The following is a 24,169-nucleotide window of genomic DNA, read 5'->3' as shown; positions in this document are numbered from 1 at the left end:
GCCAAACTTAGTTCAATAGTCTTAAGCTAATGATGCCTGTGTGTTAAGTTTATATTAACCACATAAAGGTTACAAATATTAACTATTAGTTATCGATCGCTAATTGCAGCGTACAGAAAGAGAATTTTACCAGGATGTATTGGTAAACGTTACGTTGTTTTTGCGTGAAGAGGATACAGCAATGCCTTTATTAAGATCTACCAAAAATGAAAAGCCTTCCAATTCGTCCTGCTTCCTGTCTATGTTTACTTCTTTAATCACCTGTTGAGTACCGGTTTCAATTGATTTTTTAAGATCGATATAAGTAAATCGCCACATCCTACCCTCTTTTTGGTTTTGAATAAGTACCAATACGCCCTTAGATGCTACCCAATGCAGGTTTTGCACCCAGGCTGTGCAGGTAAATTTTTTATATAGCACACCTTTTTCACTTGTTTTAGTTGCTTTTTTTAATGCGGCAGGATCATATAGTCTAACCTCGTTACCGTTATTTCCATAATCGGCAGTGGCCACATACCACTTATTATTATATTTTACATATTCGGGTCGTGTACCTTGTATACAGGCATCGTCATCAATGGTGTTGATCAGGTTACCGTCAAGCGTACCTGTTTTTTGCAGGCCCTTCCAGTCAATACAATAAATTACAGCCATCCATTTAGTACCCTCGTTATTTAAGCGGATAGAATTGCCCATAAAAGTTGGTCCGGTTCCATTATAGGCTAATCCTGTTGGATGATTGATCATGTCCTGTCCGTTTTTGGTGAGCTTATATTCTTTGTTAATATAGGTCAGGCTATCCCCAATCAACTTAAATTCGCGTATCATGCCTACTTCCCTGTCGCCATATAAAAATACCCTGCCGTTTTGATAGGATATACCCTGACATGCTCCCAATGAATCGATAGTTACTGAACGCACTGTATTCATTTGAACTGTGTAATCTAAAAACGACATCAACCCCAACGATAAAGCAGCAGTTAAAGCAAATAATACTTTCTTCATATTATAAATATTGTGAGAAACACAATTACGCGCCTCCATGATTCTATTTTTGGCAGAAACGCATAATTGCGTCATCACTGGAATGTGTAAACTTATATTGCATGTATAACCCCTATGGATCAAGCGGCTCATCTGCATCAATCTGCAAAGATGTTATAACCGGGTAAAACTCCTGTTCGGTATCTGAAAGGCGTTTGCCTAAGGTATACGGTACATAACCCAGCTCTTTCTCGCACCTGCCGGCCATGTGTTCTATAAAGTAACTCTGCGATTTATCAGTTGAGGTAATACATGGTTTATTAAATGGCATACCGTAACGGAATATAATACGTACACAATTACGCATATTGGTAGTAGTATGCCTTGCATGGGGATCAACCAATATGGCATTCTCCGGAACATGCAGTTTTTCGACCATGAATTTTTTCATTTCATCTGCCTCACTGTATTTTGTTTTATAAGGATGTACTTTACCGCCCGATGTCATAATGAATGGCGCCAAACCTTCAAAATACCTTAACGCGGCTACCCTGCAACGCAACATACCTTCGGCACTTAATGCAACACCCGCTATATCAGGGCCAGCTCCGGGTATCAGGATCATGGTATATTTATAATTAGCCCATTTAATGGTTTTTACCCTGTTGTAGGCATTTTTATTGTCTTTCAGAATCATCGGCTCATCATTGGCTGCATCATCCCTTTCATTTATTTCCAGGCTATGCAAAGCGTAATTCATTGATGGGATAAAGAATAGCTTGGTCTGCTTGCTCTCATCCAGTATGGTTACAGATTCATCGTAAACCAGGTTAAGGTATGATCTGCTCTTTACATTAAAACTTATAGAATCAATAGCCGGGTAATTGGGTTTCCTGCCTTCGGCATAAACTTCAATGGCATAGTTTACCGCTTTGGCATCCTGCTCCCATGCTTTAACCAGTAGCTGAACAGGCGACAGATCTTTATATTGTATATAAGTACCAGATGGAATTAAATGCTGCTTTACCAGGTTACCTAAAGCATTATTGGCTTTATACAAACTGGTAAGCCTGTCACTCACCGTTTTAATCTCGTCATCACTAAACTTAAGGTATTGTGTAAAACACAATGGGTCCTTACAGGTAGTAAGTGATGATTTAATGTTATCAAGTCTGGTTTGTGTTAGCTTTACAAGTTCGGCATCATTACTGACCAGTTGTTTTGCTGCCGCGTTGTTTTCTAATAATGTTAACAGGTAGTAATTTTTGGTTTGTACATAATTAGTACCGATCAGTTTGTAATTTGGATCTGCTGATTGACCATGGGTGTAAAAAGCAGTAAAACTTAATATTATGAATAGATATTTTTTAAAGTTCATTGAGCAAAGGAATTCTTTTGTTATTAAGTAATGATTAATAGCAGTTAATGAAATTGAGTAAGAATTAATTAAAACTGTTTAATCAGTCATCATCATCTTTCTTTTTCTTTTCCAATAATACAAAAGCGCTTCTTTTAGGGGCAGGCATTACCGAATGTTCACCTTTTACAGATTTCCATACCACTTCATTCAAATCCAAATCGGGTACAGCGTCTTCTTTTGCAAAATTAAACAGCTCAGACCGGCGGCTGCTTTCATTATTTGCCACATTTACCCGTTCCAAATCAACCTGGGCTGGTTTTAATTTATAAGGGGTAACATCAGCTTTGCTGGTGAAGCACTCATACAACGGCATAGCGCCGGCATCATACTGGCTCATAGGTGGCAAGCCAAGTATCAGTTCCATGGTTCGTAAAAAGCCCGATGTTGAATACATGGTATGTATAACAGCGTTACGCTTTACATAAGGACCTACTACAAATGCAGGCGAACGGTGTGCATCTATGTGGTCGGGGCCGTTTTGAGCATCATCTTCCAGGATAAATACAACCGATTCCTTCCAGATAGTACTTTCAGACAGGTGTTCAATAAACCGTCCAATAGCCAGGTCATTATCAGCAACTGCAGCTACAGGCGATATTTTTCCTTTTTTTTGACCGCTGGTATGATCATTTGATATCCGGATGGTATTAAACTGTGGTACAGCATTTATGGTAAGCAGCGAGTCAAAATCATGCTGCCAGGCATCTACACGCACCTGATCTTTAATATCGAGGTCAAAACCTGGTGAGTGCAGGCAAATGTGCCCCTGTAATGTTTTAATGTTGGCTTTACCATCATCACTAAATTCGCCATAACTGCGGTAGCTGATGCCTGCACGTTTACAGTAATCCCATATAAAGCCATCTCGTGGATAAGTAGCCGGCCGGCCGCCCTCAAAGCTTGTACTTCCACCGCGGTTACCATAACTTGTTGGCCATGTTTTTTCAATTACATCTGTTGCATAGGCTGCCATGCTCCAGTTATGCCCATCAGCGCTAACTTCTGCATCAACGTAAAAGTTATCAAGCAAAACAAAGTTTTTTGCCAGCGCGTGATGATTAGGTGTAACACGCTGACCAAACAAGCACAGTGTACTATCACCGTTCCCTTCGGGCATATCGCCTAAGACCTGGTCGTAAGTGCGGTTTTCTTTAATAATATAAAAGATATGTTTTATTGGAGATTTTTCACCAAGCTTGCGCGGCACCGGATTCCCGGCTTCGCCATCGGCAGTGATAGTCCGTTTGTCAGTAAATGGTGTATTGGCGTAAACCTGGCGGGTATATTGCTTTAACTGATCAGGTTTTGGGGCGTCAATAAATGATAGAGAACCCTTAAATAAACCGCCAATATATTGCAGCCTGTTGTTGACTGTGCTACCGGTTTGATAACCGCTGTTATCGGCCTTTGCAATAGGTTGTGGCCCCTGCGGATTAGCCATTGAGCTTAGGCCCTTTCCATTGGTTACCAGTATTTTACTGCCTAATGTTTTTACGTTGGTTGGATACCAGCCCACCGGGATAAAACCAAGGCTTTTACTATTCCCCGATATGGACACATCAAAAACAGCCAGGCAATTATTATCGGCATTGGCAATGTACAATGTTTTTTGGTTGGTGCTTAACGCTAAACCGTTGGTTGTTGAGCCGGTAAGCCTGGTAGGATATAATGTGGTAGCAACCGTTTCAATTACTTTATTAGTTTTCGTGTTGATAATGGAAACAGTATTATCGTTAGCATTAGCTACAAACAAATTAGTGCCCTGTTTATTTAAAAGCAGCTCGTTAGGGTGATCGCCGGTAGAGATGCGGTTATCAATAGTTTGTGATGCGGTATTAACCACCACAACCGACCTACCGCCCCAAAGAGAAACATATAATTTTGTTTCATCGGGCGATAACAGACAACTATAGGCAATTGCAGGTAACTGAACTTTATTAAGTATCCGTTTTGCCTGCGGATCAATGATATATAGCGTACTGTCTTCTTTTGTTACGGTATATAGTTTCGTATTGCTTTTATTAACGGCAATACCTGTTGGGCATATTTTATTTTGCGGCCACGGTGTTCCCAGTTTTATGGTGTCTGCTTTGTTTAATTTATTATCCTGCAGATGAAAATCCAATATCCAGTTATCATTACCACCAGATGCATACAAGTGCTTTTCATCATTGCTAAATGCCAATCCGTACCATGATTTACGCAACACCTGTTCATCTAGTAGTTTTTCGCTTTTAGGATCTATCAGCTGCAATGACTGGGTGCTTTGGCCATTGTTGGTTACTGCCAATAACTTGCCAGATGTACTTAACTGCATATTCAAAGGCAGATCGCCAAGCGGCAAAGAGCGTCCCGCGGGACTTAGCTTCCAACCATTTGGCAGTATTACCTGCCCTGTACTTTTTACTTTACCCGGTAATTGGGCTATAGCGTATGCACTGGCCAAAATGCACAGGGCAATGGTAAATGCTAATTTTTTTACTGAATTATTCATAAGATCAAAGCAAGGTATTAATGTATATTAAAAGAGATCTGGGCCCTTACGGTATAACCGTTTTGACCTACTTCAGACAGGTCACGCACGGCCTCTGAAGGTATAACATTGCTATGGGTAGCATAAAATATAGGGCCGCCACAAACCGAAAATGCAAATCTTGAGCCGCGTGGAGCATAATTTACTGAAGGTCCTACCAATAATTTAGCTCCGCCTTCTGCTTCGTCAGCCTCCCAAAAACCTTCCAGATCTTCGCCCAGGGCTTCAACACCAGCAAAAAACTGACCGGCTACGCGATGATGAAAGCCAAAACTGGTAACCAGATCAATGCCATCCCGTGATTTATCAAATGCTTTTTCAAAACGTAGGTTTCCCGCAAACTTCCATGAAGCGGCATCGAACGATGCGGTTACACGGCTGAATACAGCTTTAACGTTTGTCCAGTCGCGGCTTCCACCTAAGCTTAAACCAATGCGTGGCCCAAATAGCTGCTTACCACCTATAAAATCATGCATCACCTCAGCCTGTTGAGCACTGGTAGTACCACCGTCACGTGCAAAACCAACTGCCGCATTGGCATATAGTGTAAACTGGTTGCCCAGATAGCCTTTAACTGCCAGTTGCTGATCAACACCATTATAACCAAATGGAGTTGCTGCCCGCTCGCCATAACTACCTGAATAATTTAAGCTCCAGTATGGTGTGCTACCGGTAAGTGTGTTAACTGAAAATAAAAATGGCTGCGGAGCAGTTGCAAATTCATTAAATGGTTTTACATCTGTAGGGGTTTGTGCCTTTCCTGCTAAACTCAATAACAGCAATGACAATACAAGGTAAAGCTCTCTTTTCATAATGTGAAATAACCCTCTTAATATTAAACTATAGTTAAGTAAAAGTAAACAGTAGATTTATTAGCTAATGGTTATAATTTTGTTACAAACACTCATTAGCTTTTCTGGCCATAATTGATATACTTAATTGCTTCACTAATAGCAATTCCAACAGCCAATCCACCTGCAAAACATCCTGGTTTTATTTTATTAATTGGTTGTATAAAATTAAGCATCTCAAAATAATATAAGATACTTTTTTGCTGCTGACAAACACCTGTCATTTCCCGACTTTAATTTTAACTTTATAATTTACCAATTGACGTCATTATGAAAGATCATCACCTGGCCAGTTTAAGGATCTATAATCAACAAATTTATAAATCAGAATTTAAGCAACCCGAGGATGTTGTAAAGTACATGGTTGCCATGCAGGCACAGGATTATGCCGGCGCCAAATGGGCTATAGGTTTACGAATGCAAAATGCCAGCGAAAATGTAATAGAACAAGCTATTGCTGATGGTAAAATATTACGTACGCACCTGTTAAGGCCAACCTGGCATTTTGTTTCGCCCCAGGATATACGCTGGGTGCTATCCCTTACCGCCCCACGTATTCATGCCGCCAGTGCTGCCATGAATAAAAAATTTGAATTGAATAACGCGCTGTTTAATAAAAGTAATGATGTGCTGGCAAAGGCTTTGCAGGGAAACAAACAGCTTACCCGGCCAGAGCTTGTAGATGTATTTCAACGGGCACAAATTGCAACTGACGATATGAGATTTACCCTATTATTAATACGGGCGGAGCTTGACCAGGTGATTTGTAGCGGAGCCAGAGCCGGAAAACAGTTTACCTATGCCCTGCTTGATGACCGTGCACCGGCCACAGTGCCCTTGAAACATGAGGAGGCTTTAACCAAACTGGCACATGGTTATTTCGGGAGTCGTGGCCCTGCTACCGTACATGATTTTGCAACCTGGGCTGGACTTACTGTGGCCGATGCCACCACCGGACTTGAAAATGTTAAAGCAGAACTCATTAACGAGGTAATTGATGGCAAAACCTATTGGATGCCCAACAATGCCGATACCTTGCTCCCCAAAAATCCCAAAGCTTATTTATTGCCGATGTATGATGAGTTTGCCATTGCATATAAGCACCGGGACGCGCTGGTTAATCCTCTATATTTAAAACAGGCACGCCATGTAATTTTTGAACAGCCTATTGTAGTTGATGACCAGGTGGTTGGTACGTGGAAACGAACCATTAAGAAAGCCACCGCCGATATTACCATGAACCTGTTTGGCAAACTTAATAAAACGCAGATGAAAGCGGTTGAAATGGCTATGGAACGGTATAAGAAATTCCTGTTTTAAGTTTATAAATACATTACAGGGAAAATTGTCCATGTACTAACGAAATTCATCCATGTTACAGCGTGCCTGCAGTATGCAACTTTGTATTGTCAATAACGACAAACTAAAATTACTACAATGGCACGTTTAAAAGCTATAAATCCTGACGAAGCAACAGGCAAAACCAAAGAATTATTTAATGCAATAAAAGGCAAATTAGGTTCAGTACCCAATATGATGCGCACAATGGGTAACTCACCAGCGCTATTAGAAGGTTATCTTAATTTCAGCGGTGTATTATCGCATGGTACACTGGGCGCTAAAACAGGAGAATTACTGGCACTGGCCGTATCAGAAAATAACAGTTGTGATTATTGTGTAGCTGCACACTCTTATATAGGCGAAAAATTGGTTCACATTGATGCCGATACCATACAAAATGCCCGCAATGCAAAAGCTGCTGATGCAAAAACAGATGCCGCTTTAAAATTTGCTACTATACTGGTTGCAAAAAAAGGCTTAGTAAATGATAGTGATGTTGATGCAGTTAAGGCTGCAGGTTTTACCGAAGGCGAAGTGGGTGAAATTGTTGGCCATGTTGCTTTAAACATATTAACCAACTATTTTAATAATACAGCCGATACCGAACTTGATTTTCCTGCTGCTAAAGTGTTGCAACAGGTTGAAGCATAATACATGAACGATAAACAAATAAGGTAACAGTAAGAGCCAAAGCGTTTGCAATGGCTTTTGCTGTATTATTAAATTATTAAAAACTTTAATTATCATGAACTACTCAAAAATTGCTTTTACTGATGCTGTAAAGGGTTTTCAGGAACGTTATGGCACCCGGGCAAGCTATGGCCGTATGGAAGAGCACAAGTACACCGAAGGGCTAACTGAAAGCGAAGTGGAATTTATAGCCCATCAGGATAATTTTTACATGGCCACTAACAGCGAAAGCGGCTTTCCTTATATCCAGTTTCGCGGAGGGCCAAAAGGTTTTTTGAAAGTACTGGATCATGAAACGCTGGGTTTTATTGACTTTGGTGGTAACAAACAATACATTTCTGTAGGTAATTTGGCCACCAACAATAAAGTATCGCTGTTTTTGCTTGATCAGGCGGCTAAAGCACGGTTAAAGATATTTGCCGAAGCCAGTGTTGTATCTATGGAGGATAATCCTGAATTATTTGACAAACTTGATCTGGATGATTATAAATTTAAGCCCGAAAGGATAATTTTGTTAAAAGTTAAAGCTTACGACTGGAATTGCCCGCAGCATATCACACCCAGATATACACTGGAAGAGATACAGGATGAGTTTATGGCTCAACATGAGTATATTGACAAACTAAGAAAAGAAAACGCTGCTTTAAAAGCACAGTTAGCACAATAAATGACAGACTCACAAAATACATTTACACTGGTTGACCCTATAAATGGTAACCTGGCCTTTAAACTGTTTTGGTTTGAGGATAACAGCTATTTTGATCATTTACAACGTAACAATTACTTTTCGGTGATTTGGATAAATGAAGGATCAGGCAAACTAAAGTCTGATTTTTCGGAGTATGATTTTGATGAGGATACTTTGCTGGCCTTTACGCCCTATCAACCCTTTATGCTGGCTTCAGAGAATAAGCTAAAGGGTGTGGCTTTACAATTCCATCCCGACTTTTTCTGCATCCACAAACATCATAAAGAAGTATCATGCAGTGGTATTTTGTTTGATAATATTTATCATCCTCCTTACATTAAAGTTGATGCCGCCAGCGCTGCCACATTTAATATGATGCTTGGCCAGATAAAAACAGAAATGCAAAACAAGGCAATGGCACAATACGATATATTGGTATCATACCTTAAAATATTCCTGATCACGGCCTCGCGGTTAAAATCAGAACAACAAGCCATTGAACGGCTACCCGATAATGAAAACAAAGAACCTTATATATTAAATGATTTAAAGGAAGCCATAGAAACTCACTATAAAACAAAACACAGTGCAAGTAACTACGCCGATATGCTCAATATATCGGCCAAGGCGTTGGCCCGTATCACCAAAGCGCATTTTAATAAAACCATTAGTAACCTTATTGCTGAACGCATTATTATTGAAGCGAAACGCGAATTATATTTAACCAATAAGYCGATCAAGGAAATTGCTTATGAACTGGGTTATGATGATGAATATTATTTCAGCAGATTTTTTAAAACCAATGCCGATGTTTCGCCACAATTGTACCGTGATACAGTTGGTTTTGGCCGGGCAAGCGCTTAAATTAAAACTTATCGTATTATATTTGGTTTTCCTTTTAAATACCTATAAACATGCCCGAATTACCCGATCTGCAAGCATTCAGCCAAAATCTCGATAAAAAATTAGCCGGTAAAACGGTTAAACAAATAGCTGTTATCAACGCTAAAAAACTAAACGTAGCACACAAACAACTCCAGGATACTCTTGAGGGTCAAAAGCTCGATAAAGTTTACCGCGAAGGCAAAGAGCTTTATTTAAAATTTTCAAAGGGCGATATCCTTGCCTTACATTTAATGCTGCATGGCAAGCTCATTTTGTTTACAGATAAAAACGAAAATAAGTACAGCATTATTGAGTTGCATTTTAGCGATGGTGCAGGTTTGGTATTGACAGATTTTCAGGGAATTGCCACCCCCACCCTAAATCCCGAAGAAAAAGATGCCCCCGATGCTTTGTCAAAGGATGCAGGTGCCGACTACTTAACCACCCGTCTGCAAAAAACAAAAACCAATATTAAAACTGTACTACTCGATCAAAAAATCATTCGCGGCATTGGGAATGCCTATGCCGATGAGATATTATGGCACGCGGGTATTTCACCGTTTTCGGCCAGCAATAAAATACCGCAGGATAAGCTAAAGGAGCTGGTTAAATCAATCCACACCGTGTTAAAGGATGCTGAAAAAGAGATCGTTAAAGCAAGCCCCGATATTATTAGTGGTGAGATACGGGATTTTATGAATATTCACAATTCGAAAAAAACGCATAGTCCAACAGGTGCAGAGATCCTCATTAAAGAAGGGTCACGCAAAACATATTATAYGGAAGAGCAGGAGTTGTATAGTTAAGTCCATCCCTAAAGTCATGCCGAACTCGTTTCAGGATCTCACAGGCAAGACTTTACCATATGCAAGTATTTATCCTGAGAGATCCTGAAACAAGTTCAGGATGACTACATGTTTATCCTATTTTAGTTTCTTCACCAATACATTAAAATCCGCCCCAACAACGGGTATCTTTTTCCATTCTGTATCCGGACCCTTTTTATAATAAGTGYCACCATTTAGCAAGCCACACGAAAAACCAAGGTTTTTTCCGGGGATTGTACTTAAAAACTCAACAGAAACCAGTATCTCTCCTTTTACCCCAACTTTATAAGGTGAAAGGTCAACACTGATCAACTGATTACTGGTCAACGGGGAATTGGGATCTTTTTTCCTTGCTATTGATCCCTTTATTTCTTCCTTAACCAGGTTATCACCCTGCGGCAACTTATCACCCATGGTATACACATTAACTTTAAAGGGGATGGTATCCTTACCCAAATTGTCAACATGAAAAGTAAGCTTTAGTAATTCAACCGGTTTATGGCCCGCATTCATTTTTATACCTACCTGGCCACCCTGTACAATATTAAAACTATTATTGGTTGTTCCTGAGCGGGATTTATTACCAATTGTTTTGGTCTTGTCCTGTGCTAAGCTATTTAAGGAAATAAAACAAAACACACAGGAAAGCAGTAGCTTCAAACTTTTAACTAATTTTTCAGATAAAGAGTAATATTGGTTTATCATAAGGCTATTAATAAAATATGTTTAATTAATAGCAAGACGACGCTATACCCCAATTGGTTGCATGAAAAAAACAATTCCCGCTTTATTTCCTGATCATTTTATAATGCCTGATGCCGGCCTCTTCAAATTCGGCCCCCACTTTTTCGAAATTGAATTTTTCGTACAGCGATACGGCCTGTACTTGTGCGTGTAGGTAAACATAAGCAGCATCAGCAGGCAGATCATTTAAAACAGCCTGAACCAGGGCCTGCCCTATTCCAAATCCTCTGAATTTTTGCAGCACGGCAAAACGTTCCAGCTTATAGCCTTTATCAGTTTTTCGCCAGCGGCAGGCCCCTGCGGGTTCGTCATTAACAGTTGCCAGGAAATGATTGGATTCTTCTTCAAATTCCCACTCCAGTTCTGGCGGGCAATTTTGTTCCACTACAAAAACTTCGCGCCTTACGGCAAATACTTTATCCAGGTCGGCCTGTGCCGTTACTTTTTCTACTCTTAAGTTTAAGTTTGTGGGCATTGTAATGTGGTTTCGTTTTAAGTATATCTAATTTACTGGTATGATTCTCTTGTGCAGCATCAATAGAGTGCGTACAGGTAATATCATCTTCCTGTTGGGCCAAAATGGCCAATTGCTGATAAAACTTATGAAGTTGATCGAGCTCTTTTTCGGTAATATCCTCAATATCAACCATGCGGTTGCTTGCACCCTGATGCGAGGCCAGTAATTCATTTAGCTTTAAATGAATGGCTTTTGAGTCTTTATTCTGCGATTTCTGGATCAAAAAAACCATCAAAAAAGTAACAACCGTAGTCCCCGTATTAATAATAAGCTGCCAAGTATCGGAGTAATGAAATACAGGTCCGGTTATTCCCCATATAATAATAACGCTTATAGCAGTTAAAAAAGCTGTAGAACTGCCGGTAGCAATGGTTGCCCAGTTGGCAAACCGTTCAAACAAATTCTTCTTTTTTGGAGTCATTATTTTGGCTTTATTACAAAGTATATTAACAGCAAAGCGCCATTACAACAAATGTAATGACGCTTTGTTAATTTTTAATGAATATTATAATTTGCTGTTTACATCAACACAGTTAAGGTCTTCAAAAGCAGCCGCTAACCTTTTAACAAAGGTTTCTTCGCCTTTACGTAACCATACACGTGGGTCATAATATTTCTTATTTGGAGAATCTTCGCCTTCAGGATTACCAATCTGGTGTTGAAGATAAGCCTCTTTTGATTTGTAGTAATCTTTTATACCTTCCCAATAAGCCCATTGCATATCGGTGTCGATATTCATTTTAATGGCACCGTATGAAATGGCTTCGCGGATCTCTTCCTGGCTTGAACCAGAACCACCGTGGAATACAAAGTTGATAGGTTTTTCGGCAGTTAAACCAAATTGTTTTTTCACATACTCCTGTGAGTTATGCAATATAACAGGTTGTAATTTAACGTTACCTGGTTTGTAAACACCATGTACGTTACCAAAAGCAGCTGCCACGGTAAAACGCGGGCTTACTTTTAAAAGATGCTCGTATGAATAAGCCACATCCTCAGGTTGAGTATATAAACGTGAGCTATCAACATCAGAGTTGTCAACGCCATCTTCTTCACCACCGGTTACACCTAATTCAATTTCAAGTGTCATACCCATTTTAGCCATCCGGGCCAGGTATTTTGCAGAAATTTCGATATTTTCTTCGATAGGCTCTTCTGAAAGATCAAGCATGTGCGATGAAAAAAGTGGTTTACCTGTTTCGGCAAAGAATTTTTCGCCATGATCCAACAAACCATCTATCCATGGTAAAAACTTCATTGCAGCATGGTCAGTATGTAAAATTACCGCTATGCCATAATGCTCTGCCAGTAAATGAACGTGCCTGGCTGCAGATACCRCACCTAAAATGCAGGCCTGAAGTTTTGAATTATCCAATGATTTACCGGCATAAAAYTGTGCGCCGCCATTTGATAGCTGGATAATTACCGGAGAGTTTACCTGCTTAGCGGTTTCCATAACTGCATTAATGGTATTTGTACCAATAACATTTACTGCTGGTAAAGCAAACTGGTGCTTTTTAGCTACTTCAAATAGTTCCTGCACCTGATCGCCGTGCAGAACACCTTTATAATTTTTTAAATCCATGAGCTTTTATTTGGGCCTCGAAGTTATAAAATTTCTTGGTTTCGGGCATAAGTATCTGATTATTTGTTACGATTTAACTTCTGCATAACGTTAATTATACACATTACTGAAAAAAAATAGTTTTATATATAAAACTCATAACTTATAACAGCTTACATGTTTAATATTTTTTGTTTCTTTGTAGTCAATTGAAAGAGCTAGACATAGATATGGCGTGGTTTAAACGAGAGTTGAAAGGGATAATTACGACTACTGAGGAAAAGAAAGAAACCCCTGATGGTATCTGGAATAAATGCCCGAATTGTAAGAAACCCCTGCATTATTCTGAGCAGGTTGAGAATCAATATGTTTGCCATTACTGTGGCTATCACCTGCGTATCGGTTCAAAAGAATATTTTGCGGTACTATTTGATAATAACGAATTTACGGAGTTGTTTGCCAATCTTACATCTGGCGACCCACTGCATTTTGAGGATACAAAAAAATATACTGACAGGCTAATTGAAACCCAATTTAAAACCGGGTTAAAAGATGCTATACGTGCTGGTGCTGGTAAAATAGACGGGCAGGACCTGGTAATTGCCTGTATGGATTTTAATTTCATAGGTGGTTCAATGGGATCAGTAGTAGGCGAAAAAATTGCACGGTCAATTGATTATTGTATTGCCCATAAAGTTCCGTTCCTGATGATATCAAAATCTGGCGGGGCTCGGATGATGGAAGCCGCGTTCTCTTTAATGCAGATGGCTAAAACATCTGCAAAGCTGGCCTTGCTATCACAAGCTAAAATACCGTACATATCTTTATTAACCGACCCTACCACCGGTGGTGTTACTGCATCATACGCTATGCTGGGCGATATTAATATTGCCGAACCTGGTGCATTGATAGGTTTTGCGGGCCCAAGAGTAATTAAGGAGACTATTAAAAAAGATTTGCCTAAAGGTTTCCAGACCGCTGAGTTTGTTCAGGAGCACGGCTTTCTTGACTTTATAGTTGACCGTAGAGAAATGAAAGAAAAACTGGCTTCGTTTATAAAGATGATGGCCAGTTAATCCAGATACTATAAATAAAAAAAGCGCAGGATTGAATTCGGCGCTTTTTTTATTTTATAGCGAACGTTAAGTCCCAAGTCCTACTGTTCCTTCAAGTGCACCTCCACCCTCCACATCCTGATCTGGAAGATCGGCAAGGCTACCATCCCAATGCAGGACTTTCAGATTTTCTCTATTAGGTCCGTTCTTTTCAAGACAATGTGTACTTTGATTGATACCTGTACTAACATTTGTGCTACTTTCCCATACTCGTTTGCTACCACCCTGTTTTCGGGTAGGTTGCCAATAACCGTTCATCACGCTATCCTCCTATATCTTGGTTTAATGGATATCTAATTTACTTAAATTTTAATAGATATCCAATTAAATAAAATTGTCATATGCCTTCCGTACCCGGTTCATGACCAACCATGCGGCCGGTGGTACGCCCTTGTGGACGGCTTTCAAAATCAGCTTTGGAAGGTCCTTCTGATGGAAATTCCTTTTTATTGGGTGGTGTTACATCATTTTGCTCACTGTATGAGGTATTAGCCCCTTCTTCAGGCTGATTTACTTCGGGTTGTCTGCGATATCCTGTGCCCTCATTTTCTGATTCACCCTCTTCAGGTATTTCATTATCATTTCCTTCATCGGGTAGCTCAATTGGCCCGTTATCTTCGTCTTCATCATCAAGGTCATCCTGGCTAAAAGTTGGTTCCAGGTCACTATCATAGTCACCATCGTCATCTTTTAATTCATCATCATCAAGATCGCCGTTTGCAAAGGCATCTTCATTTTGACCCGCGAATGAGTTGGCTGTATTGTCGAAATCATTACGATTATTATCCCGGGGATCCCAGGCTTCTTCATTATTAGTCATCATAGGTTTTAGTTTTATCTGTTAACTAATAAACCCATTGAATTACTATATTGTTTTTATTTTATCGAAATAAGAAAATTACTTTCTAATTTAATTAATAATAAGCATAAAAGCAAGAGTTTGTCATTTTAAATCCTGGGAACCCTGAAGAAAAGAATGACGTCGTTAAAGTTCAAAAAAAAAGACTTAAGAAATTTTTAAAACTTCTTAAGTCTTTAACAAGTTGTAAGGGAGAGATTAGAATATCAACAACGCTTATGCGTTCACCGGGCAAAGTTCACGTACTTTGGCTACGGTATAATCTACCTCTTCTTTGGTGTTGTATTTTGAAAAGGAGAACCTGACTGATGGTCTTGAAGCACTTGCACCAATTGCGGTAAGCACGTGAGATCCAATATCGGTACCTGAGCTGCATGCACTGCCACCAGAGGCCGAAATACCAGCAATATCCAGGTTAAATAGCAGCATATCGCCCATTTCCATTTCGGGGAAGGCAACGTTTAGAACTGTATAAAGACTTTTATCGGCATCTATTTCGCCGTTAAAGTTAATACCGGGTATCTGATCGGTTAACTTGCCCATCATATATGATTTTAAACCCTGAATGTGCTTTTGGTGTTGCTCCATTTCAGAATAGGCCATTTCAAGCGCTTTTGCAAGGCCAACAATACCATAAATATTTTCGGTACCGCCACGCATGTTACGTTCCTGGGCCCCACCGTAAATAAACGGTTTTATTTTAATGCGATGATTAACATGCAAAAAGCCAACCCCTTTTGGTCCGTGGAGCTTATGCCCGGCACAAACCAAAAAATGAGTTTTAAGTTTACTCAAATCGTGCTGATAGTGCCCCATGGTTTGCACGGTATCACAATGATAAATGGCATTATATGCTTCGCAAATATCACCAATGCGCTGCATGTCTGACAGGGTGCCAATTTCGTTATTGGCATGCATGATAGATACAAAACTGCGCTCATTATCTTTTAATAATGTTTCCAGGTGATCATAATCAATGTTGCCCTTGCTGTCAACATCAACAAAGCTCAGTTTAATGATGCCCGACTTTTCCATTGCTTCCAGCGTGTGGATCACCGCATGGTGTTCTATCCGGCTGGTTATGGCATGTGTAATTTGATGATCAACAATGCCGCAACGGATAGCTGTATTATCAGCTTCGGTACCGCTTGAGGTAAAAAATATCTCGGCGGGTGACGTATGCAATAAATTCGCTACCGTTTTGCGTGACCTTTCAATCAGTGTTCTTGCCTCGCGGCCATGCGAATGGATAGATGAAGGATTACCAAAATGGTTTTCCATAACCTTATACATTTCTTTTAAAACCTCCGGATCAATCGGTGTAGTGGCAGCATTATCAAAGTAAACACGCATCTTTTTTATCATTATTGAATTAGTGAATGATTGAATTATTGTTTTTTTTAAAGATTACAGAACTATTAAATCAATAATTCGATAACCCAATAATTCAATAATTAATTCACTTTTAAAATTTCTTTTATATCGGCAATTATTTTATTTGCCAGGCCATTTGCAACCGTTTCTGAATTACCCTCAGAATATATCCTGATGATAGGCTCGGTATTTGACTTGCGCAAATGTACCCATTCTTTGTCAAATTCTATTTTAAGCCCGTCAATAGTACTATGCGGTTGTTTACTGTATTTATCCTCTACCTTGCTTAAAAGCGCATCTATATCCATTTCTGGCGTTAACGTTATTTTATTTTTCGATATAAAATAACCTGGATATGACATACGCAAACTTGAAACCGATTTGCCATACTTAGCCAGATGGGTTAAAAACAAAGCAATACCCACCAATGCATCGCGCCCGTAATGCAATTCGGGATATATCACCCCGCCATTACCCTCGCCGCMTATCACTGCGTTAACTTCTCTCATCTTATTCACCACATTCACCTCTCCTACTGCGGCTGCATGATATTCGCCACCGGCTTTCTCCGTAACATCGTGCAAAGCCCGGGTTGATGAAAGGTTTGACACGGTATTACCTTTATTGTTTTGCAAAACATAATCGGCCACGGTCACTAAGGTATACTCTTCGCCAAACATATTTCCGTCTTCGCAAACAAAGCAAAGCCGGTCAACATCAGGATCAACCGCTATACCTAAATGAGCTCTTTTAGCCAGCACTTCTTTTGATAGTGCAGTAAGGTTTTCTGGCAAAGGCTCAGGATTATGCGGAAAGTTACCATCAGGCACACAATACAGTTCATGAACAGTTTCAACGCCCAAAGCTTTGAGCAAAGCCGGTACAAAAATTCCACCTGTTGAGTTAACACAATCAATCACAACACTAAAATCAGCCTTTTTAATAGCTGCTACATCAACCAATGGCAGTGCCAGTATCAGGTTGATATGTTTTTGCAGCCAGCTGTTATCAAGGGTAACCTTGCCCAAGTCGCTCACATCAGCGTACTTAAAATCACTGTTTTCGGCCATTTCAAGTACCTCTTTACCATCCGCGTCACTTATAAATTCGCCGGCGGCGTTTAATAGTTTAAGCGCGTTCCATTGCTTGGGGTTATGGCTTGCGGTAAGTATAATGCCTCCCGCGGCCTTTTCGCCGGTAACGGCAACTTCAACAGTTGGTGTTGTTGATAAACCAAGATCTATCACATCAATACCCAGTCCCTGTAATGTACCCACCACCAGGTTGTTCACCATAACACCCGAAATACGTGCATCACGACCTACAACAATTTTTTTAATACCTGATTTTTGTACGGCCCAGGCTCCGTAAGCCGATGTAAATTTTACAATATCCAATGGTGTTAAGCCATCGCCAACAGCACCGCCTATGGTACCGCGTATCCCCGAGATAGATTTTATGAGTGTCAAAGTTATTTTGTTTGGTGAGGCAAAAGTAAAAATATTTAACTGATAAGCTATGTATAAATGTGTACAATTTGTAGCTTATAGCCACTTTTATATGGAGTTTTATTACGCAAACGTTTGTTTATGAATGCTTTCATTATCATATTTACAGACACAAACCTAAATGCAACAAAGCTACAATATGTATTCTAATTGTAAATTATTGAAGTATTTATAACCATTAACCATACCATATAAATGTTGTTTTAAAGTAATTGATACCTTTGACAATTAAAGCTGAATATCAAATTGCCAGTCCTCAATATTTACATAAAAAACACCAATGCCTGACCAACTTTTACAACTCGACCGGCATTTATTCTATTTCATTAACCATGATCTGTCAAACTCGTTTTTTGATTGGATCATGCCACTTTTACGTAACCCCAAGTTTTGGATCCCTTTATATATCTTCATTATTGTTTTTTGCATATACCGTTACAAAAAACAGGGCGCCATTATTATTGTATTACTGGCTTTAACAGCAGGCTTTGCCGATTTTACCAGCGCCAGCATTATTAAATATAATGTGAAAAGATTAAGGCCTTGCCGCGACCCCGTAGTTTCCCAAACCGATATCAGCCGTGTGCCCTGTGGCCTGGGCTATAGTTTTCCTTCAACCCATGCTACTGATCATTTTGCTATGGCTATATTTTTAAGCCTTGTTTTCTTTAAAAAATGGCGCTGGATATGGTTTTGGGCTATACTGTGGGCCGGTGCTATTAGTTTTGCCCAGGTATATGTTGGTGTGCACTTCCCTGTTGACGTGGTTTGCGGCGCACTTTATGGTGCACTTACAGGCACGCTGTTTGCCTATATATTTAAAAAATTACAACCTACTTTTTAATGGCTTCCTGGAAAATTATTTTATTGTTTTTTAGTGCCTTTTGCGGCGGCACATCTGTGTTTTTCTTTAGGGGTGATAATCATAAGACCCTGAAATTGGTGCTTTCATTCAGTGGGGCATACCTGTTTGCTATAACCGTGTTGCATTTAATACCTGATGCTTATCATGGTAATGACAATTGGGTGGGTGTTTTTATACTCGGCGGCTTTTTGTTCCAGATAGTGCTGGAACAGTTTTCAGATGGTATTGAGCATGGGCATATGCACAAACCCAAACATGATCTGGTGGTGTTTCCGCTGGGTATTATGGTTAGCTTGTGCCTGCACGCTTTTTTAGAAGGGATGCCGCTGGCACAGGGCAACCAGGATCAACTGGTTTATGGTATAGCACTTCATCATATACCAGCCGCTTTTGCGCTGGCTACAGTACTTTTAACCAACAGACAAAGTAAAAGGAACACGGTTATTTTTGTTACCCTGTTTGCAGTGATGGCCCCTGCCGGATATTTTTTCAGCACTGCGCTTAGTAATGGTGACATAGGTAATTTACAGCATTACTTTAATCGTATTATGGGCGTGGTTATCGGTATATTTTTACATATCTCTACCACCATCCTGTTTGAATCAAGTGCCGATCACCGGTTTAACCTGCGTAAAATGATCGCTGTGTTGTTAGGCGTGGCTATAGCATTGGCCGGGTTTGTTGGAGAGCTGTAGAAGTTTTTAAGAAATTATCATCACCTCTGTCATTTCGAACGAGGTACGAGGAGAAATCTTGTACGCTGGTATGCCCAATGTATAAGATTTCTCCCGATGGTCGAAATGACATTTATCTTTTATATCAATTAATACTTTCCAGCATTTTAATATACAGCTCAATCCCTTCCCTGATCTCATCTACATAAACAAACTCATCGGCAGTATGAGAACGTGCGGAATCACCGGGGCCAACTTTAATAGATGGAATATCCAGCAACGACTGATCGGAGGTGGTTGGTGAGCCGTAGGTTGTTCTACCTAAAGCAATGCCTGCCTGTACAATCGGGTGTTCTTTGGGGATGGATGATGGTTTTAATCGGATAGAACGCGGGTTAACATCGCAGCTTACATGCTCACGGATAATCTCCAGCACTTCTTCATTACGATAGGCATCAGTAACTCTCACATCCACGGTAAAAGTACAGCTTGCTGGTACCACGTTATGCTGAGAACCCGCATTGATAATGGTAACCGACATTTTTATCGGTCCAAAAACTTCTGACTCTTTTGGGAATTTAAAATTACGGAACCAGTCAATATCAGTTAATGCTTTATAAATGGCATTATCACCTTCTTCGCGGGCGGCATGACCAGCGCGACCGTGAGCCACACAATCCAGTACCATTAAGCCACGCTCGGCGATGGCCAGTTGCATCAAGGTGGGCTCTCCTACTATGCCAAATTCCAGTTTCCCTAATTCAGGGATGATTAGCTCCAGGCCGTTCACACCTGATATTTCTTCTTCGGCGGTGGTGGCCAGGCAAAAATTGTATTTTAAATTTTCCTTATCATGAAAATAAAGGAATACAGCGATCAGCGATACCAGGCAACCTCCTGCGTCATTACTGCCTAAACCATAAAGCTTACCTTCTTCAATTTTGGCATCATACGGATCACGAGTATAACCCGAGTTGGGTTTTACGGTATCGTGATGAGAGTTAAGCAAAATAGTAGGCTTGCTGGCATCGAAGTGCTTGTTCCAGGCCCATATATTGTTCATCTTGCGATGAGTTTCAACGCTATGCTGTTGCAAAAGTTCGTTGATCAGGTCGGCGGTACGGTCTTCCTCTTCACTAAAAGATGGTATGGATATTAATTGTTGCAGTAAAGTAACTGCCAGTTGAAATAAATTATTGCTATCGGCCATATATGTAGGCATATCCCATGATGGTAAGGGGGCAAAATTAATACTTTTTTCTTCAAACCTGTATCAGGTTTTGGTATCAAGTAGTTAGTATCAAGTATCAAGATTTTTAAAATCCCCGCAAAAACAAATGCAGCGGTCTTGATACTTGATACTAACTACTTGATACTAAATAAAAACTGCCTGATACTTTGTGTTATTCATCCTCCATTTTAGAGTGCTTGCGGGTATCGTTCATCGTAATATACAACACAAGAGATAAGGCAATGCAAATGGTAATATACCAGTAAAACCATTGCTGGTGATTTGCATTTTTAAACAACAAAGCAATATACTCAGCTGTACCGCCAAATAGGGATACCGCAATAGCATAAGGAAAGCCCACACCTAAGGCACGCACATTGGCCGGAAAGAGTTCGGCTTTTACCACGGCKTTTATAGAGGTGTACCCACTTACAATGACCAGTGCACATAGAATCAATCCAAAAGCTACCCAAACATCCTTAGTTTCGCTTAAAAGGGTCATGATGGGTATGGTGGTGAGGGTACCCAAAACGCCAAAACCTATCAGCAAAGGTTTGCGGCCGATCTTGTCAGACAGTAAACCAAATGCGGGTTGTATCAGCATAAATACCACCAACGTAAGGGTCGATATCAGGGTTGCACTACTCTTGCTAAAACCAGAAGTGTTCACCAAAAACTTTTGCATATAAGTGGTGAACGTGTAAAAAGCAAGCGTTCCCCCTACCGTTAGTCCTATTACCGTAAATACAGCTTTAGGATGTTTGGCCAACGCGCTTAATGTACCTTGCATGGAACGGGCTTTTTGATCTTCATTTTTGAAGGATGCCGATTCCTGCAAGCTGCGCCGTAAATACATGGTTACAATAGCCAAAAAGGCACCTATACCAAACGGAATGCGCCAACCCCAGTCGTGCAGTTGTTGTTCGGTTAAAAAAACACGCTGCAATAATACCAGAACACCAAGGGCCATCAGTTGCCCCATAATAAGCGTTACGTATTGAAAGCTGGAATAAAAACCACGGTGTTTCCTACCTGCCATTTCGCTCAGATAAGTAGCGCTGGTGCCATATTCGCCGCCAACGCTTAAACCTTGTATAATTCGCGCAAACACCAACAATGCGGGGGCAGCCACACCAATTGATTTGTAGCCAGGTGTTACAGCAATAATAAGCGAACCAACACTCATTAATAATACTGATGTGGTAAGCGCGGTTTTACGACCTCGCTTATCGGCAAAGGTACCCATGAGCCAGCCGCCCAAGGGGCGCATTAAAAAACCAATGGCAAAAATACCCGCAGAATTTAAAAGCTGTACAGTTTGATTGTCAGAAGGAAAAAACGCGCTCGAAAAATACAGGGAAAAGGCAGTATAAACATACCAATCATACCACTCTACCAAATTACCTAATGAGCCGCCGATTATGGATTTGATCCGTCCTCCGGTTGTTTTTGGTATTGCTGTGATCTGTTCTATCATATATGATTTTGATATCGAATATTTGATGATAAAAATAAGAGATAATTTCAATTTATTAATACCGAGGTTGATTGTATAGGTCAAATCATCGAAACGGCAAAGCCTTCTTGAGCACCATTGAAAATCAACAATATCTAAAAATCAAAAAATCATTTAAATCAACAGTCAAAATACCTACCTTGTTTCATGCTTTTCACCGAAGACTTTTTGCATTACGTTTGGAAATTCAGGTTGTTTGACCGTATTGGCTTGCAAACCGATGATGGGGAAGAGTTAGAGGTATTATCGGTAGGAATGCACAATACCGATTCCGGGCCTGACTTTCATAATGCCCGCATCAGGATAGGCGAAACCGTTTGGGCAGGTAATGTAGAAGTTCATCTTTCTGCTTCCGACTGGCAAAAGCACGGACATACTGCCGACAATGCTTACGAAAACATAATACTGCATGTAGTTTACCGTAATGATGCCCCGCTTGTGCTGCCTAATGGTCGTAAAGTGCCTACATTACAGCTGAAAGATCGTGTACCTGCTGAGCTGTACAACCGTTATCACCAAATGGTTTTCGGCAACCAGAGTGTAATTCCCTGCGAAAGCAGCATAGCTGGTATTGATGGCCTGATCATGCAGAACTGGCTTACCCGTGTTTTAGTGGAGCGCCTGGAAAAGCGTTCGGCAGCAGTTATTGATACGCTTACCGTTAACCGGGGCGATTGGGAGGAAACATTTTACCAATTCCTGGCATCAAATTTTGGTTTTAAAACCAATGCTCTGCCCTTTGAACTGATGGCCAAATCATTGCCACAGCTTACCCTGGCCAAACACAAGAATAACTCTATGCAAATTGAGGCCATGATATTTGGACAAGCAGGCTTTCTGGAAGCTGAGCTTAAAGACGAGTACCCACTTAAACTAAAAAAGGAATACGATTTTTTGCGAAAAAAATACAACCTTAAACCTATTGAAAACCATTTGTGGAAGTTTATGCGTCTGCGCCCCCAAAACTTCCCTACTATAAGACTGGCCCAATTCGCGGCGCTTATTGTACAATCAAACCATTTGTTCTCCAAAATATTAGAGATAAAGGACATCAATGCCTTGCGTGCCTTGTTTACCTCCATAAAAGTAAATGACTATTGGGACGATCATTATCGTTTTGATGTACCTTCAAAGCCTTCGCCTAAAACTTTGGGGGCTTCGTCTATCGATATATTATTGATAAACACACTGGCATTATTCCTGTTTAGCTATGGCAAACAGCACCAACAGCAGTATTATATAAGCCGCAGTTTAAAATTATTGGAAAATTTACCACCCGAACAGAACAATATTACCGAAGATTTTGTTACCTTAGGGCTGAAAATTAACAATGCATTTGAGTCGCAGGCGCTGCTGGAGTTGAAAAATAATTATTGTAATTATAAGAAATGCCTTCAGTGCGGCGTTGGTAATAAGATACTAAAACTGGCCTGACATGCTACAAAGAATAATTACTTTTTTTGAACGGTACTCCTTCGGTGTATGCACCTATCTTGGCGAAAGATTCAATATTTCTATCGCGAAGATCAGGTTATTCTTTATCTACTCTTCGTTTCTTGCAGTGGGTTTCCCACTCATATTCTATTTCTTTGCCGGCATCGTATTAGATATACGCAATTATGTTAAGCGCAACCATACCAGGGTTACAGATCTTTGACCGCTGATTCTTTTGATGAAATGATTGCGTTGATTTGCTTGAATCTTGATTTTTTACCGGCAGATTGTTTTTAGTGGTGTTCAAGAAGGCTTTACCGTTTACATGATTAACGGATCATCATGATTTTTGACTGAATTATTGGTCATTCGTTTATGATTTTCAAACTTATCACCCGAACCCCGCTCCCCGAAACCGACAACAGAACCTACAAAAGCCTTCCCGTCATTACAGCATCCTGCAGGTTACGTACTTTGAATTTTGGTTTATAACAATATTGGGCCAGTTGTTTTACCCAGGTACTATTATAGCCGAACATTATTTTTATC

At 40.2% G+C, this 24,169-nt stretch carries 23 protein-coding genes; 10 read left to right on the top strand and 13 right to left on the bottom strand.

Going from position 1 to position 24,169, the window contains the following annotated elements; all coding sequences use genetic code 11:
- Positions 1–126: 126 nt before the first annotated feature.
- The 4 genes from AC1DRQ_RS21670 to AC1DRQ_RS21655 all read right to left on the bottom strand — a co-directional run bounded on the left by AC1DRQ_RS21670 (position 127) and on the right by AC1DRQ_RS21655 (position 5,749).
- Complete coding sequence (locus tag AC1DRQ_RS21670; protein ID WP_477426796.1) at positions 127–1,005, bottom strand: hypothetical protein; 879 nt, start codon at positions 1,003–1,005, stop codon at positions 127–129.
- Between the two features lie 112 nt (positions 1,006–1,117).
- Positions 1,118–2,362, bottom strand: a complete 1,245-nt coding sequence (locus AC1DRQ_RS21665) for a YdcF family protein (protein WP_477426795.1) — start codon at positions 2,360–2,362, stop codon at positions 1,118–1,120.
- A gap of 82 nt (positions 2,363–2,444) precedes the next feature.
- Complete coding sequence (locus AC1DRQ_RS21660; RefSeq protein ID WP_477426794.1) at positions 2,445–4,898, bottom strand: alkaline phosphatase family protein; 2,454 nt, start codon at positions 4,896–4,898, stop codon at positions 2,445–2,447.
- A gap of 17 nt (positions 4,899–4,915) precedes the next feature.
- Positions 4,916–5,749, bottom strand: a complete 834-nt coding sequence (locus tag AC1DRQ_RS21655; protein WP_477426793.1) for a hypothetical protein — start codon at positions 5,747–5,749, stop codon at positions 4,916–4,918.
- A 309-nt stretch (positions 5,750–6,058) separates the two neighbouring features.
- Here AC1DRQ_RS21655 and AC1DRQ_RS21650 point away from each other — a divergent pair, with 309 nt between their 5' ends.
- The 5 genes from AC1DRQ_RS21650 to AC1DRQ_RS21630 all read left to right on the top strand — a co-directional run bounded on the left by AC1DRQ_RS21650 (position 6,059) and on the right by AC1DRQ_RS21630 (position 10,198).
- Positions 6,059–7,108, top strand: coding sequence for a winged helix DNA-binding domain-containing protein (locus tag AC1DRQ_RS21650; protein ID WP_429392496.1), 1,050 nt, complete (start codon positions 6,059–6,061; stop codon positions 7,106–7,108).
- A 117-nt stretch (positions 7,109–7,225) separates the two neighbouring features.
- Complete coding sequence (locus tag AC1DRQ_RS21645; RefSeq protein ID WP_477426792.1) at positions 7,226–7,780, top strand: carboxymuconolactone decarboxylase family protein; 555 nt, start codon at positions 7,226–7,228, stop codon at positions 7,778–7,780.
- 94 nt (positions 7,781–7,874) lie between these two features.
- Positions 7,875–8,486 carry a pyridoxamine 5'-phosphate oxidase family protein gene (locus AC1DRQ_RS21640; RefSeq protein ID WP_477426791.1) on the top strand — a complete coding sequence of 204 codons (612 nt, stop codon included), beginning with the start codon at positions 7,875–7,877 and terminating at the stop codon, positions 8,484–8,486.
- Complete coding sequence (locus AC1DRQ_RS21635; RefSeq protein ID WP_477426790.1) at positions 8,487–9,371, top strand: helix-turn-helix domain-containing protein; 885 nt, start codon at positions 8,487–8,489, stop codon at positions 9,369–9,371.
- 50 nt (positions 9,372–9,421) lie between these two features.
- Positions 9,422–10,198 carry a DNA-formamidopyrimidine glycosylase family protein gene (locus tag AC1DRQ_RS21630; RefSeq protein WP_477426789.1) on the top strand — a complete coding sequence of 259 codons (777 nt, stop codon included), beginning with the start codon at positions 9,422–9,424 and terminating at the stop codon, positions 10,196–10,198.
- A gap of 117 nt (positions 10,199–10,315) precedes the next feature.
- Here the strand turns inward: AC1DRQ_RS21630 and AC1DRQ_RS21625 are convergent, their stop codons facing one another.
- From AC1DRQ_RS21625 to fbaA, 4 genes are all read right to left on the bottom strand, one after another.
- The gene (locus AC1DRQ_RS21625) at positions 10,316–10,924 is read right to left on the bottom strand and encodes a hypothetical protein (protein WP_477426788.1); all 609 of its coding nucleotides are present in this window, start codon (positions 10,922–10,924) and stop codon (positions 10,316–10,318) included.
- Positions 10,925–11,006: 82 nt separating this feature from the next.
- Positions 11,007–11,438, bottom strand: coding sequence for a GNAT family N-acetyltransferase (locus tag AC1DRQ_RS21620; protein ID WP_477426787.1), 432 nt, complete (start codon positions 11,436–11,438; stop codon positions 11,007–11,009).
- Complete coding sequence (locus AC1DRQ_RS21615) at positions 11,380–11,901, bottom strand: low affinity iron permease family protein (RefSeq protein WP_477426786.1); 522 nt, start codon at positions 11,899–11,901, stop codon at positions 11,380–11,382. Before AC1DRQ_RS21615 ends, AC1DRQ_RS21620 begins: the two co-directional genes overlap by 59 nt.
- Positions 11,902–11,985: 84 nt before the next feature.
- The gene (gene fbaA / locus AC1DRQ_RS21610) at positions 11,986–13,065 is read right to left on the bottom strand and encodes a class II fructose-bisphosphate aldolase (RefSeq protein WP_477426785.1); all 1,080 of its coding nucleotides are present in this window, start codon (positions 13,063–13,065) and stop codon (positions 11,986–11,988) included.
- Between the two features lie 209 nt (positions 13,066–13,274).
- Here fbaA and accD point away from each other — a divergent pair, with 209 nt between their 5' ends.
- On the top strand, positions 13,275–14,120 hold the full coding sequence (gene accD / locus AC1DRQ_RS21605) for an acetyl-CoA carboxylase, carboxyltransferase subunit beta (protein WP_429393989.1): 846 nt from the start codon (positions 13,275–13,277) through the stop codon (positions 14,118–14,120).
- Between the two features lie 376 nt (positions 14,121–14,496).
- Here the strand turns inward: accD and AC1DRQ_RS21600 are convergent, their stop codons facing one another.
- From AC1DRQ_RS21600 to glmM, 3 genes are all read right to left on the bottom strand, one after another.
- On the bottom strand, positions 14,497–14,982 hold the full coding sequence (locus AC1DRQ_RS21600) for a hypothetical protein (RefSeq protein ID WP_477426784.1): 486 nt from the start codon (positions 14,980–14,982) through the stop codon (positions 14,497–14,499).
- Between the two features lie 252 nt (positions 14,983–15,234).
- Positions 15,235–16,371 carry a cysteine desulfurase family protein gene (locus tag AC1DRQ_RS21595; protein ID WP_477426797.1) on the bottom strand — a complete coding sequence of 379 codons (1,137 nt, stop codon included), beginning with the start codon at positions 16,369–16,371 and terminating at the stop codon, positions 15,235–15,237.
- A gap of 101 nt (positions 16,372–16,472) precedes the next feature.
- Positions 16,473–17,861, bottom strand: a complete 1,389-nt coding sequence (gene glmM, locus AC1DRQ_RS21590; RefSeq protein WP_477426783.1) for a phosphoglucosamine mutase — start codon at positions 17,859–17,861, stop codon at positions 16,473–16,475.
- 319 nt (positions 17,862–18,180) lie between these two features.
- Between glmM and AC1DRQ_RS21585 the strand changes: the two genes are divergently transcribed.
- The gene (locus tag AC1DRQ_RS21585; RefSeq protein WP_477426782.1) at positions 18,181–18,744 is read left to right on the top strand and encodes a phosphatase PAP2 family protein; all 564 of its coding nucleotides are present in this window, start codon (positions 18,181–18,183) and stop codon (positions 18,742–18,744) included.
- Positions 18,744–19,460, top strand: coding sequence for a ZIP family metal transporter (locus AC1DRQ_RS21580; RefSeq protein WP_477426781.1), 717 nt, complete (start codon positions 18,744–18,746; stop codon positions 19,458–19,460). The genes AC1DRQ_RS21585 and AC1DRQ_RS21580 overlap by 1 nt, the downstream gene beginning before the upstream one ends.
- Positions 19,461–19,584: 124 nt before the next feature.
- On the opposite strand, the gene AC1DRQ_RS21575 is transcribed toward AC1DRQ_RS21580, so the two are convergent.
- Positions 19,585–20,661 carry a M20 family metallo-hydrolase gene (locus tag AC1DRQ_RS21575; RefSeq protein ID WP_477426780.1) on the bottom strand — a complete coding sequence of 359 codons (1,077 nt, stop codon included), beginning with the start codon at positions 20,659–20,661 and terminating at the stop codon, positions 19,585–19,587.
- A gap of 181 nt (positions 20,662–20,842) precedes the next feature.
- Positions 20,843–22,147 carry an MFS transporter gene (locus AC1DRQ_RS21570; protein WP_477426779.1) on the bottom strand — a complete coding sequence of 435 codons (1,305 nt, stop codon included), beginning with the start codon at positions 22,145–22,147 and terminating at the stop codon, positions 20,843–20,845.
- 186 nt (positions 22,148–22,333) lie between these two features.
- On the opposite strand from AC1DRQ_RS21570, the gene AC1DRQ_RS21565 reads away from it, so the two are divergent.
- Both AC1DRQ_RS21565 and AC1DRQ_RS21560 read left to right on the top strand, forming a co-directional pair.
- The gene (locus AC1DRQ_RS21565) at positions 22,334–23,620 is read left to right on the top strand and encodes a DUF2851 family protein (RefSeq protein WP_477426778.1); all 1,287 of its coding nucleotides are present in this window, start codon (positions 22,334–22,336) and stop codon (positions 23,618–23,620) included.
- 1 nt (position 23,621) lies between these two features.
- Positions 23,622–23,843 carry a PspC domain-containing protein gene (locus tag AC1DRQ_RS21560; protein ID WP_429392454.1) on the top strand — a complete coding sequence of 74 codons (222 nt, stop codon included), beginning with the start codon at positions 23,622–23,624 and terminating at the stop codon, positions 23,841–23,843.
- The last annotated feature ends 326 nt before the right edge of the window (positions 23,844–24,169 follow it).

Source organism: Mucilaginibacter sp. P4_E8, from assembly GCF_056401495.1.
This window is presented reverse-complemented; position numbering and strand designations above follow the sequence as displayed.

What these genes read in the sequence shown, in the direction of transcription:
- AC1DRQ_RS21560 (WP_429392454.1), top strand. Translation starts at nt 23,622, where the DNA reads ATGCTACAAAGAATAATTACTTTTTTTGAACGGTACTCCTTCGGTGTA.
- AC1DRQ_RS21620 (WP_477426787.1), bottom strand. Translation starts at nt 11,438, where the DNA reads ATGCCCACAAACTTAAACTTAAGAGTAGAAAAAGTAACGGCACAGGCC.
- AC1DRQ_RS21600 (WP_477426784.1), bottom strand. Translation starts at nt 14,982, where the DNA reads ATGATGACTAATAATGAAGAAGCCTGGGATCCCCGGGATAATAATCGT.
- AC1DRQ_RS21655 (WP_477426793.1), bottom strand. Translation starts at nt 5,749, where the DNA reads ATGAAAAGAGAGCTTTACCTTGTATTGTCATTGCTGTTATTGAGTTTA.
- AC1DRQ_RS21640 (WP_477426791.1), top strand. Translation starts at nt 7,875, where the DNA reads ATGAACTACTCAAAAATTGCTTTTACTGATGCTGTAAAGGGTTTTCAG.
- AC1DRQ_RS21615 (WP_477426786.1), bottom strand. Translation starts at nt 11,901, where the DNA reads ATGACTCCAAAAAAGAAGAATTTGTTTGAACGGTTTGCCAACTGGGCA.
- AC1DRQ_RS21575 (WP_477426780.1), bottom strand. Translation starts at nt 20,661, where the DNA reads ATGCCTACATATATGGCCGATAGCAATAATTTATTTCAACTGGCAGTT.
- AC1DRQ_RS21650 (WP_429392496.1), top strand. Translation starts at nt 6,059, where the DNA reads ATGAAAGATCATCACCTGGCCAGTTTAAGGATCTATAATCAACAAATT.
- AC1DRQ_RS21580 (WP_477426781.1), top strand. Translation starts at nt 18,744, where the DNA reads ATGGCTTCCTGGAAAATTATTTTATTGTTTTTTAGTGCCTTTTGCGGC.
- accD (WP_429393989.1), top strand. Translation starts at nt 13,275, where the DNA reads ATGGCGTGGTTTAAACGAGAGTTGAAAGGGATAATTACGACTACTGAG.
- AC1DRQ_RS21595 (WP_477426797.1), bottom strand. Translation starts at nt 16,371, where the DNA reads ATGCGTGTTTACTTTGATAATGCTGCCACTACACCGATTGATCCGGAG.
- AC1DRQ_RS21585 (WP_477426782.1), top strand. Translation starts at nt 18,181, where the DNA reads ATGCCTGACCAACTTTTACAACTCGACCGGCATTTATTCTATTTCATT.
- AC1DRQ_RS21670 (WP_477426796.1), bottom strand. Translation starts at nt 1,005, where the DNA reads ATGAAGAAAGTATTATTTGCTTTAACTGCTGCTTTATCGTTGGGGTTG.
- AC1DRQ_RS21565 (WP_477426778.1), top strand. Translation starts at nt 22,334, where the DNA reads ATGCTTTTCACCGAAGACTTTTTGCATTACGTTTGGAAATTCAGGTTG.
- AC1DRQ_RS21660 (WP_477426794.1), bottom strand. Translation starts at nt 4,898, where the DNA reads ATGAATAATTCAGTAAAAAAATTAGCATTTACCATTGCCCTGTGCATT.
- AC1DRQ_RS21665 (WP_477426795.1), bottom strand. Translation starts at nt 2,362, where the DNA reads ATGAACTTTAAAAAATATCTATTCATAATATTAAGTTTTACTGCTTTT.
- AC1DRQ_RS21645 (WP_477426792.1), top strand. Translation starts at nt 7,226, where the DNA reads ATGGCACGTTTAAAAGCTATAAATCCTGACGAAGCAACAGGCAAAACC.